Below are 10,731 nucleotides of genomic sequence, written 5' to 3' on the forward strand. Positions count from 1 at the left end.
AAAGAAAATAGCGAATGACAGGGTAGCGAAAGAGGGGAACATCAAGTGAAAAAGAGAGTCTACACACTTGCGGCAAGCATACTGCTGCCATTTTTGCTGCTGACCGGCTGCGCTTCCAACGGTGCGGCCCCGGCGGACAAGCAAACGGAAAGAACGCCGGCAGCGAGCGGACAGCAGGCAGGCCAGGCATCGGATGTACTGTCGCTGAAAATGGGCTTGCAGCCTTGGCTGGGCAATGGTCCGTGGTGGATCGCCGAAAAGAAAGGCATGTTTGAGAAACACGGTCTGAAGGTAGAACTGGTCTCGTTCGTGCAAGATGCTGACATGAATGCGGCCTTTTTATCCGATAACGTTCAGGCGGCCAACCTGGCTACCCATACGACGATCCGCATGGTGGCCAAGAATAACCTGGACGTCAAGGGAATCATCTACATGGACGAATCGCAGGATGCGGACGCGATCCTCGCTTCCAAGGATATAGCCGGTGTGGAACAGCTGAAGGGAAAAAAGGTGGCGTTTGAGGAAGGCACGACTTCCGATTTGCTGCTGCAGCAGGCGCTAAAAGAAAAGGGCATGAAGAAGCAGGATGTGGAGACGGTCTTTATGCCGGCAGCCAACGCGGGGCTGTCTTTGATCCCGGGGCAAGTGGATGCGGCTGTCACCTATGCTCCATTCATCCACGAGGTGCTGGACAAGGGCAAAGACAAGGGCCTGCACGTGGTTTACTCCGGGAAAAATGCTCCTGGGCTGATCAGCGACATCGTCGTCTTGAAATCTGAATACCTCAGCCAACACCCCGATGCCAAGGAAAAATTGCGCCAGGTATGGGACGAGGCGCTGGAGTACTGGAAGGCGAACGAGCAGGAGGGCAATGAGATCGTGGCTGCCGGCAGCGGCAGCAAGCCGGAAGAGCTGCCGCCAATCCTGGAAGGGTTGAAATTCTACTCGACAAAAGAAACCGCCGACTTGGCCGCATCGGGCAAATTGGCGGAAACGGTGAAAAATATCCACAGTTTGATGGTGGAGAGTGAAGGCTTGAAAGCGGATATCGATTTGGATCACATGCTCGACATGCAATAATGCGAAACAGATAGGGGCTGTAATATGACACGCAACACGTGGTATTCCTTCCTGGGTGTCTTTCTGGTGCTCTTCGCCTGGGTGGTTGTCACCTACGGAAACATCATCGACCCGCTGTTTTTGCCATCTCCCGGCGACGTGCTGAGGGCGGCGAGTCAGGAGATTAAGGAAGGGATCCTGTTCTCCGACATTGGCGTCAGCTTTTACCGCATCCTGATGGGGTTCTTGATCTCTACGGCGCTGGCTTTGCCGATCGGCGTGATGATGGGCACGTCCAAAGCGTGGATGTCGTTTTGGGAGCCGCTGGTGGGGCTGGTGCGGTATATGCCGGCGGTGGCGTTTGTCCCGCTGTCGATCCTCTGGTTCGGCACCACCGACGGGCAAAAGTTTTTTATCTTGTTTTTGGGCGTGTTTTTCCAGGAGGTCATCATGATCGCCGACAACTGTAAAACGGTCAACCGTTCCCTGGTCGAGGTCGGCATGACCCTTGGCTTCTCGCGCTTGGAGATCGTCAGGGAGATCATCCTCAAAGCTGCGATGCCAGGCATCATGGACACCTTTCGCACGACCTGGGGTTGGGCCTGGACGTACCTGGTCGTCGCGGAACTGGTAGCTGCTTCAGAGGGGCTGGGCTTTCGCATCATGCAGGCGCAGCGCTATCTGGAGACGGATCGGATCATCCTCGGAATCCTTGTCATCGGAATCCTGGGCCTGGTGACCGATCTCTTGTTCAAACGATTGTACACCCGCCTGTTCCCGTGGAAAGAATCAGAGCGCATCAAGGGGTAGATCGGGGAGGAGGTTCGCCTTGAAAGAGGTTAGACTGGCAGCAGAAAAGGTAAGCAAGCGGTTTGTCAGCAATAAACAGGAAATCACTGCGCTCGCCGACGTAAGCCTGACAATCGGCAAGCAGGAATTCGTTTCTCTCTTGGGGCCGTCCGGATGCGGCAAATCTACGTTCCTACGGCTGGTAGCCGGCCTGGATGACTATCAAGAAGGGCAGCTCGTCCTGGATGGCAAGCCGATCACCCATGCGGGGCGGGATCGCGGCGTCGTTTTTCAGCAGTATAGCTTGGTTCCGTGGTTTCACGCCTGGGAAAATGTCGCCTTTGCCTTGAAAAAGGATCCGACGATCAGCAAGGCGGAAAAAAAGGAGCTGGCCTTTCACTTTTTGAAGCTGGTAGGGCTCGAAGGCTTCGAAAATCACTATCCGTCGCAGATGTCCGGCGGGATGCAGCAGCGGGTGGCCATCGCCCGGGCGCTGGTGTACAAGCCCAGCCTGCTGCTGATGGACGAGCCGTTTGGCGCCCTGGACGCACAGACCCGCAGGGAAATGCAGGATCTGCTGCTGACCGTCTGGGAAGCGGAAAAATGCAGCGTTCTGTTCGTCACCCATGACGTGGATGAAGCTGTTTACCTGTCTGACCGCGTCTACGTCATGTCTGCCAGGCCGGGGAGGATTGCCAGAGAGATCGAGGTGTCGCTGGAACGCCCCCGCACCTACGACATGCAGTTGACCCAAGAGTTCATCAGCTACAAGTGGGAGATCGTGATGGAGCTGCAGGGAGCCAAAGCGGGCAAATAGCGGCCGGCTGGGCAGAGACGCCTGTATCTATGCCAATACGAAGAAGGAGTGCTTGCGGGCACTCTATTTTATTTTTCAAAAATGGAGTGGGCGAGGTTCCGGTGTATTTCTTGAAGACGTGGCTGAAGTATTTGTAATCCTGCGTAATCGGCAACCTCGTAGCTGAACATATCGCCTTTTCGCAGCAATTCAATGGCTTGGATGATCCGGTACCTGTTCAGGAAATCATTGAAGGCATAGTTGGTTTCTTCTGCATCACAGATTGTTGCTCCTTTGGGAAGCACGCAGGGTAGATTAACCCTATTTTGGTTGTTGCACCAGCACAAACTAAAAAACAACCTTGGCCCGGTTCTGCCTGGCGAAGGTTGTTATGTGTAAAAATTATCCAAACAACTTGCCTATTGAAATGATAAATCCGACAATTACAAGTAATCCCAGACTAAAAAGAACCGCGGCCATGCTTCGCAAAATGGATTTTCCGTCTCTCATTCCGATGAATCCTGCGATTCCCAAGCTAAAGGATACAACGGCTAGAGCAAAGAAGATATATAGCGGGTGTATCCCCCAATCATCATTAACAAAGTGGAAAAGGCTTGTGAAGCTTGTCAACAAGAATAAAAAAACGGTAATGACAACCATGATAAATGAGTTAGAAATTCAGCTTGCCATGAAACTTCCCCCCATTTCTTCGCTCTAGCTCAACTTCTTTTACTCGAGCGTCTCTTTTGCCTTGATCCCCAGTTTTTTCAGCAATTGCAGCGCCTCTGCTTTTTCCGCCTCGTCAAGCCCTGCCACCGCTCGCGTAATCGCCTGGATATGCTGGGGGAAAATTTCGTCCATCAGTTGATTCCCTTTTTCCGTAATGGTAGCGTACGTGATTCGGCGGTCTTTTTCACAAGGTTCCCGGGTGAGATACCCTTTTTCTTCCAATTTATCTACTACATAGGTAATGCTTCCGCTGGCCAGCAAGATTTTTTCGCCGATTTGTTGAAGCGCATGGGGACCTTTATGGTACAAGAGCTCCAGTACGGCAAACTCCGTCGGATTTAAGGAGTAGCGGCGAATGTCCCGGATGGCGTGTTCCATGACAGATCTGTAGGCCCGGGACAGCACCAGAAACAACTCCAAGGACAGATTTTTTTCCATGTCAGGCACCTCAATCTGCGAATATCTCGAATTCGTATGATTTTATTCAAACCGGACCGTTTTGTCAAATCCGGATTAGCGCGAAAATTCCATATTCGCAGATGAACTTTTGGCGGAAAAACCCTATGATAATAGGAAACCAGCTATCAAAGGAGGAGGGAGGTGCAAAGATTCCTTGCTGATCTGACACCGATCGTCGATCAGCAGATCGTTACCTGGGCGGTTGTTTCCCTGTACGATTACGAAAATATGAAGCAGTTGGCCTTTGAGTTCACCAACAGCAACCGGAAGAATACGTTTGCCGACATTATTTGTGAGACGCCGGTGATGAAGAACATCAAAAGCAAGGCGGCGCATTTTGCCAAGAGCAGCTCCACCATTTTGAAAACAGGAGAGAGCGGCACAGGCAAGGAAATGTTTGCCCGCGCGATTCACGAAGCCAGTCCCAGGGCCGACCAGCCGTTTATATCGATAAACTGCGGCGCCAAGGTTGGGGGTTTAAGGTGTACAAAGAAGCGCTCGCCCAGGGGATCGGGCAAAAGCTGCTGCTGTGGGAGCAGCCTCACTGGGCATAGAGTGGACGGAACGGAACGAGCCTCGCTATTGTAAGCGGGGCTCGTTTGATTGTTCGCACCCAGGAGTGATCTTTAGGCTGAAAGTCTTGAACGGGGGCTGATGAGTTTAGCACTTCTGCTGGAGGAGGGTGAAAAAAGAGCATACCGGGTAGGATAGGCATACGGTTCAACAGGCTAACGAAGAGGGAGTTGACATTCACCAGATAATCATTTATTATTATCTCGAATTCGAGATAATCTGCCACGCCGATTAAGGCGGCTTCTATTTTTTGAAAAAATATCTCGAATTCGAGATGTGTACTTCAAGCTCCGGGCAGACCGTATATCATTCATCTATTAGAGACTATCCGGGGAGAACAAAGAGGTGACGGGATGAACATTGCAGTGCATCCACGGGTGGAGCAGGGCATCGGAGCATTCGATGGCGGTAAAATTACCGAGCAAAAACCGATTGGGTTTTCCGGTGAGGGCTCTGCGGTACAGCGAATCGGTCCGTTGTTTTACTGGGCGTGGGCAAAGGCCAAGGAAGAGGGGTATATCGATTCCCATCCGCATCAAGCCTTTGAGATCTTGACATATGTGATCAACGGGCAGGCCCATCACGGCGATTCGCTTGGGACCAAAAGCGTAGTCGGTGCAGGCGGCGCGCAATTGATCCAGGCCGGCTCCGGCGTGTATCACAATGAGCGGCTCGTCGGGCCCGATTGTGAGCTGTTCCAAATCTGGTTTGAGCCTTCTATTCGCGAAGCGCTGCGTCGCGCTCCGGCATACGAACAGCATGAACATGAGGAGTTTCCCGTTGTGGAAAAAGACGGGGTTCTCGTTAAAACAGTCATTGGCGAAGGGGCACCGCTGCAATTGGTAGCCGATGCCCGGATGTGGGATATCCGGCTGGCTCCCGGAGCCGTCTACGAAAGAACGGTAGAAAAAAACCGGACAGTATCTGGACTGGCAATACGGGGAAGCGGTACCTGCGTCGGGGAAACCGGCAGGTCTGCAGATTTTCAGCAGACAGATTTTATCGTGATCCAGGCGGATGCGAGCGAGTCGCTTGCAATTAAGTCGACGGCAGATGAACCGCTGTGGCTGACGATCGTGGAAGTGCCGACGGAGGTAGATTATCCGCTGTACCCGAAAAGGTAAAACACCTGGAAAGAGGAGAAAAGATGATTCAAGTATATCCTGCAGCATCCCGGTTTACGGCAGACCACGGGTGGCTGAAGAGCAATTTCAGTTTTTCATTTGCCGAGTATTACGATCCGGCCAACCTCAACTTTGGGCCGCTCCGCGTGCTCAACGACGATATCGTCCAACCGTCCAAAGGCTTTGGGGCCCATCCTCACCGGGAGATGGAGATTGTCTCGATTGTGCTGAAGGGCTGCCTTCAACATCAAGACAGCGCCGGGCATACGGCAACGACCACCTTCGGGGGGATACAGCGCATGACCGCCGGCACAGGGGTGGTTCATTCGGAGATGAATCCCTCGTCTTCGGAAGAGGTGAACTTCCTGCAGCTGTGGTTCCTGCCCGATACGCCGGGCTTGCCGCCATCCTACCAGCAAGTCCATTTTCCAGTGGACCAATTGGAAAACCGCCTGCTGTCGGTCGTCTCGAAAAAACAGGCCGGAGATCAGGTGGCTTTTATCAACCAGGACCTGACAATTTACTTATCTGATCTGAAGGAAGGGCAGGAGATTAGCTTTACCCAGGATGAGGGGCGCAGAATTTTTCTGTTCGTCATTGAAGGCACGCTGTCGATCAACGGGGATACGACGCTAAACAGGCGGGATTCCGCCCGGATCACGGACACGCCTGTCCTGCAGATCACCGCTGATAAAGATACGCTTTTTATGTTAATTGATTTACCATAAAAAGGAATTTACAAATTAGGAGGTATGAACATGAGTGTAAACGTGGCGATTATTTATTACAGTTCTACCGGTACGAACTACAAAATGGCCCAGATGGCAGCAGAGGGCGCCAAAGCGGCAGGTGCAGAAGTAAAAGTCCTCAAGGTGCCGGAGCTTGCGCCGGAAGCTGCGATTGCGTCCAACCCGGCATGGAAAGCGCATGTCGAAGCTACCAAAGACGTGCCAACGGTCACTCCTGGCGATCTGGAATGGGCAGACGCGTTCATTTTCAGCTCCCCCTCCCGATTCGGCACCGTGGCCGCCCAGATGAAACAGTTCCTGGATACGACCGGAGGCCTCTGGGCACAAGGAAAACTGGCCAATAAGGTGGTCAGCGCCATGTCTTCGGCAAGCAATGCACACGGCGGTCAAGAGCAAACGATCCTTTCCATCTATACCTCCATGTACCATTGGGGAGCGATCGTCGCGGCGCCTGGATATACCGATCCGGTCACTTTTGCGGCGGGCGGCAATCCATATGGTACGAGCGTAACCGTTGATCAAAACGGCAATATGGTCGAAGATGTTGCCGATGCCGTAAAGCACCAGGCGAAGCGTACCGTTCAAGTGGCAGAATGGGTGAAAAAAGGACTTCAATAAGGCAATGAAATCAAAAGAAAAAGAGCCGATGCAGCGTGAATGCATTCGGTTCTTTTTCTTACAGGATAAGATCCTGAAAAAGCTTTCTTATCCCGCATGAAAAACTTCCTCCAATGAAGGATCCGACTACTTCTTCGAGAAGGCTTCAATCGAAGCTTTTCTTACAATACCGCGATAAAGCTGACGACAGACAGCAGGACAGAGGTGATGACCATCGCCAGCAGCGGCCGCAGGGCTTTGGTGCGGACATCGCGCAGGCTGACATTTAATCCGAGTCCTACCATCGCCATCGTCAAGATGAACGAGGTGAGATTGGAAACATCGCCCATGACGGCTTCCGAAACCGGAATGCAGCTGCCGAGTACGTAGCTTCCGATCAAACTCATCAGGATAAAACCGATCAAAAACCAAGGGAATTCAATCTTTCCGCCCGATTCCAGCTTGCCTGCCCGTTTCATCCAGTACATCAAAATAAAACAGAGCGGCACTAGCAGCAGCACCCGGCTCAGTTTGGCCAAGAGCGCGATCGCCAGGGCGTCTTGCCCGGCCGGTGCGCCAGCCAATGCGACATGGGCGAGTTCGTGCAGGCTGATCCCGGACCAAATCCCGTAATCAGTGGCTGATATCGGCAGCGAGGGTCTCACTATCGTGTAGATGACGGAAAATACCGTACCGACCAGGGCGATAATGCCGACCCCGATAGCGGTGTCTTCCGCTTTTGCCTTGACGATCGGCGATACGGCGGCTATGGCGGCAGCACCGCAAACGCCGGTTCCGACTCCCAGGATCAGCGACAGTGAGAAATCTGCTTTCAGCCATTTGGAGAGCAAAAGGGTCAAAAGGATGGAGAAAACGATCGCTCCCGCTCCAAGTGCAAGCAGCCCCAGCCCTTGGTGGAAGACAATGTCGATGTTTAATTTTAAACCGTATAGGATGATTGCCAGACGCAATAATTTTTTCGTCGAGAACTGGATACCGGAGCGGATGGCTTCGGGATAACCCCACATTTGCCGGTAGACCACAGCGATCACGATGGCAGATGCCAGCGGCCCGACATGGTCGAATCCGGGAACCTTTGCCAATCCAAACCCCAAAAGCGAAACGGCAAAAGTAAATGCTATGCCTCCCAGCCAGAGCCAGGCTGTTTGCAAACGAGCTCCTTCCTCTTTTGGCAGTGCCGCCTTGCCGCCCAAGGGCACGGTGTTTTTCATTTGGTTCGCCAACGGCTCACCCCCATCATTCTGTTCTTCACTGTTAGCATAAAGCATTCGTTAAGATAAGAAAAATAAATCATTATGATCATGATAATAAGTAAAATTATATAATGGAGGCAGCTTACCAAGAAGGCAGGGAGGGAGACCGTCATGGACCATCATTTGCTTGTCTTTGTTACCGTTGTGGAAAAAGAAAATTTTTCGCGAGCCGCAGAGGAGCTTCACATGACCCAACCGGCCGTCAGCCAGTATATTCGAATGTTGGAACGTGCCACTGGCAGCAAGCTCCTGGAACGAAGCAACAAGTATGTGCGCCTGACCCGAGCCGGTGAAATCGTCTATCATTACGCCAAGGAAATACTGGGACTCTACACCCGGATGCAGTGTCTGGTAGACGACTTGATGAATAAGGCAAGCGGCAATCTGTCGATTGGGGCCAGCTATACTTTCGGGGAGTATGTGCTGCCTCATATTATTGCTGCTCTGCATGCGCAATATCCGTTGATCAAGCCGAAAATTACCATTGGAAATACCCGGGAGATCGCTGAGCTGGTCGCCGCCCACCAACTGGATGTGGGGATTGTCGAGGGAGAATTCCATCACGACCAGCTGTCGATCGAACCGTTTGCCGAAGATTCCATGTCCATTGTGGTCTCGGCGAATCATCGCCTGGCTGGCAAGAGCCGGGTCGACATCGCCGACCTGTGCGCGGAGACGTGGATCATTCGCGAGACTGGTTCAGGCACAAGGGATGCAACGGACAAGATGTTTGCCCGTTTTGGCCTGGTCCCGGGCAGTACGATGGAATTTGGCAGCACCCAGATTATCAAGGAGTCCGTGGAAGCGGGTCTCGGTATTACGTTTCTTTCCCATTGGGCTGTGCGCAAGGAATTGTCGCTAGGTTCCTTGCGCCTATTGCCGATGGAGGGATTCCCCTTCGTCCGGAAGTTTTATGCGGTCACGAAGTCTGCTCAGTTTCAAACACGGGCAGTAGAGCTGTTCTTGGCCCTGCTGCGAAGCGAAATCTGAGAAGATCGTTTACTCGTCTGCAATAGAGGGTATTAGATCAATACCAAATCTTGCGAGGGTTGAAAGAAAAGAGGGGTTGCAATGCTGCGTTTGATCCGAAATACCTTGACCAACAAAGAGGGCTTTATGATTTTTATTCTCTGGAATTACCTCTGGGTGGCAGCTTTAATCGCTTTTCAGACAAATGTACCCTACTTTCAGTTGGTATCTGTCGGCCTTATTGTTACCTTACTTGTGTCGCCTTGGTACTTCATCAGGAAGAACAGCTTGCTGATTCGCTATCTGGTAGCGGCAGGTTTCTTGTTTTACAGTGCCTCATTCAATCACTTCACAGATATTCCCGTAATGGGCTACCTGTCCTTTATCATCTTGGGATTTCTGGCTGCGTATCTGGATTGGAAACTCGTCATTTCCGCCGGGATTGTCGAGATAGCTGTAACGGCCGTCGCATTTTACACCGGATATATCCGCATTTTGGAGGATGGCAGCTCACAAGTTGACATGCTCCTGCATTGTATTGCCATCGTGCTGATGGTTGCCGGACTTGCCTATCTGTGTCTGGCGGGACAAGCTTCCCTGGCCAAAGCGGAAGCGGCCAGGCGCGATGCGGAGGAGAAAGGGGAGCGCCTGGCTGAGCTGTTGGACAACATCAAGTTTGTCACGCGGCAGCTGGACGCCACCTCTGAACAGGTACACGAACATGCGGAAGTGACGAAGCGGGGCACAGACGAGATGATGATGGCCTTCCGGGAGGTAGCGGCAGGAATGGAGGCGCAGACCAGTTCGACGCTGAAAATCGAGGAAGAGGTCCAGTCGATCGACAAGGAAATCCTGCACGTAAACGACCAGTCAGGCGTGATGAAGGCGGAAGCGGAACAGAACAACCTGCGGCTGGCTGCCGGTCTCGAAATGATGAACGAGCTGTCGATTCAAATGAACAATATCGTCGAAACCGTCCGGGTCGCTTCGGAAACGATTTATCAACTGAACCAACAGGCAGAAAAAGTAGAAGAGATCGTCGGAACGATCAATCAAATCGCTACGCAGACCAACATGCTCGCGCTGAATGCCGCCATTGAATCGGCGAGGGCGGGTGAACACGGCAGGGGCTTTGCCGTCGTAGCGGACCAAGTGCGCAAACTGGCTGAACAAAGCGCCAGCGCCACGGAAGAGATCGCCGGGATTTTGCAGTCGCTGCATCAGGAAAGCCAAAATGCCGTAAAACAGATGGGCGAAGGGCAGTCCTCGGTGGCAAAAGGGCAGGAGCTGGCTACCAAAACCGCTACCTCGATCCAACAGGTGAAAGCGGGAATGGAAGGGTTCATGAAAGCAGTGGGCATCGTCATCTCCAGCATGGATCAGGTAAAGCAACGCTCTGGCGAAGTGGCAGAGGAGATGTCCAACATCACTTCCGTTACGGAACGGTCCATGGCCAGTCTGGAGGAATTGTTCGCCACCGCGGAAACCCAGCATGAAAAGGTGAACGAAATCACCAGTGAAATCGGCCAATTAAAGCTGTTGTCCGACAAACTTCAAAAATCTTTGCAGTAGGGAAAAGACCCAGACCGTCTGAAGATGGTTTGGGTTTTCTT

11 protein-coding genes are annotated in these 10,731 nt (G+C 52.4%); 9 read left to right on the top strand and 2 right to left on the bottom strand.

Annotated features, from left to right (window positions below):
• The first annotated feature begins 45 nt into the window (after positions 1–45).
• Genes HGBM_RS09925 through HGBM_RS09935 form a run of 3 tightly spaced genes read left to right on the top strand, consistent with a single transcriptional unit; the run spans position 46 to position 2,665 of the window.
• On the top strand, positions 46–1,080 hold the full coding sequence (locus HGBM_RS09925) for an ABC transporter substrate-binding protein (protein WP_019120952.1): 1,035 nt from the start codon (positions 46–48) through the stop codon (positions 1,078–1,080).
• 24 nt (positions 1,081–1,104) lie between these two features.
• Positions 1,105–1,869: an ABC transporter permease gene (locus HGBM_RS27155; protein WP_019120953.1), complete on the top strand. Its 765-nt coding sequence runs from the start codon at positions 1,105–1,107 to the stop codon at positions 1,867–1,869.
• 19 nt (positions 1,870–1,888) lie between these two features.
• The gene (locus HGBM_RS09935; protein WP_019120954.1) at positions 1,889–2,665 is read left to right on the top strand and encodes an ABC transporter ATP-binding protein; all 777 of its coding nucleotides are present in this window, start codon (positions 1,889–1,891) and stop codon (positions 2,663–2,665) included.
• Positions 2,666–3,373: 708 nt separating this feature from the next.
• Here the strand turns inward: HGBM_RS09935 and HGBM_RS09950 are convergent.
• Entirely contained in the window at positions 3,374–3,811 is a 438-nt protein-coding gene (locus tag HGBM_RS09950) for a MarR family winged helix-turn-helix transcriptional regulator (protein WP_019120956.1), read from the bottom strand.
• A gap of 162 nt (positions 3,812–3,973) precedes the next feature.
• On the opposite strand from HGBM_RS09950, the gene HGBM_RS32075 reads away from it, so the two are divergent.
• From HGBM_RS32075 to wrbA, 4 genes are all read left to right on the top strand, one after another.
• Entirely contained in the window at positions 3,974–4,420 is a 447-nt protein-coding gene (locus HGBM_RS32075) for a sigma 54-interacting transcriptional regulator (RefSeq protein WP_019120957.1), read from the top strand.
• A 338-nt stretch (positions 4,421–4,758) separates the two neighbouring features.
• The gene (locus HGBM_RS09960; protein ID WP_019120958.1) at positions 4,759–5,529 is read left to right on the top strand and encodes a pirin family protein; all 771 of its coding nucleotides are present in this window, start codon (positions 4,759–4,761) and stop codon (positions 5,527–5,529) included.
• 23 nt (positions 5,530–5,552) lie between these two features.
• The gene (locus HGBM_RS09965) at positions 5,553–6,257 is read left to right on the top strand and encodes a pirin family protein (RefSeq protein ID WP_019120959.1); all 705 of its coding nucleotides are present in this window, start codon (positions 5,553–5,555) and stop codon (positions 6,255–6,257) included.
• A gap of 30 nt (positions 6,258–6,287) precedes the next feature.
• Positions 6,288–6,896: an NAD(P)H:quinone oxidoreductase gene (gene wrbA, locus HGBM_RS09970; protein WP_019120960.1), complete on the top strand. Its 609-nt coding sequence runs from the start codon at positions 6,288–6,290 to the stop codon at positions 6,894–6,896.
• Positions 6,897–7,057: 161 nt separating this feature from the next.
• Here the strand turns inward: wrbA and HGBM_RS09975 are convergent, their stop codons facing one another.
• Positions 7,058–8,119 (bottom strand): YeiH family protein, encoded by a 1,062-nt coding sequence (locus HGBM_RS09975; protein ID WP_019120961.1) that lies wholly within the window; start codon positions 8,117–8,119, stop codon positions 7,058–7,060.
• A 141-nt stretch (positions 8,120–8,260) separates the two neighbouring features.
• Here HGBM_RS09975 and HGBM_RS09980 point away from each other — a divergent pair, with 141 nt between their 5' ends.
• The gene (locus tag HGBM_RS09980; protein ID WP_019120962.1) at positions 8,261–9,139 is read left to right on the top strand and encodes a LysR family transcriptional regulator; all 879 of its coding nucleotides are present in this window, start codon (positions 8,261–8,263) and stop codon (positions 9,137–9,139) included.
• Between the two features lie 81 nt (positions 9,140–9,220).
• Complete coding sequence (locus HGBM_RS09985) at positions 9,221–10,690, top strand: methyl-accepting chemotaxis protein (RefSeq protein WP_019120963.1); 1,470 nt, start codon at positions 9,221–9,223, stop codon at positions 10,688–10,690.
• Positions 10,691–10,731: the final 41 nt, after the last annotated feature.

The organism is Brevibacillus massiliensis (assembly GCF_000311785.1).
Lineage (GTDB): Bacteria > Bacillota > Bacilli > Brevibacillales > Brevibacillaceae > Brevibacillus_C > Brevibacillus_C massiliensis.

Bases quoted from the DNA above. Each gene is read 5' to 3' on its own strand.
- HGBM_RS27155 (WP_019120953.1), top strand. From the start codon at position 1,105: ATGACACGCAACACGTGGTATTCCTTCCTGGGTGTCTTTCTGGTGCTC.
- HGBM_RS09950 (WP_019120956.1), bottom strand. From the start codon at position 3,811: ATGGAAAAAAATCTGTCCTTGGAGTTGTTTCTGGTGCTGTCCCGGGCC.
- HGBM_RS09960 (WP_019120958.1), top strand. From the start codon at position 4,759: ATGAACATTGCAGTGCATCCACGGGTGGAGCAGGGCATCGGAGCATTC.
- HGBM_RS09965 (WP_019120959.1), top strand. From the start codon at position 5,553: ATGATTCAAGTATATCCTGCAGCATCCCGGTTTACGGCAGACCACGGG.
- wrbA (WP_019120960.1), top strand. From the start codon at position 6,288: ATGAGTGTAAACGTGGCGATTATTTATTACAGTTCTACCGGTACGAAC.
- HGBM_RS09980 (WP_019120962.1), top strand. From the start codon at position 8,261: ATGGACCATCATTTGCTTGTCTTTGTTACCGTTGTGGAAAAAGAAAAT.
- HGBM_RS09985 (WP_019120963.1), top strand. From the start codon at position 9,221: ATGCTGCGTTTGATCCGAAATACCTTGACCAACAAAGAGGGCTTTATG.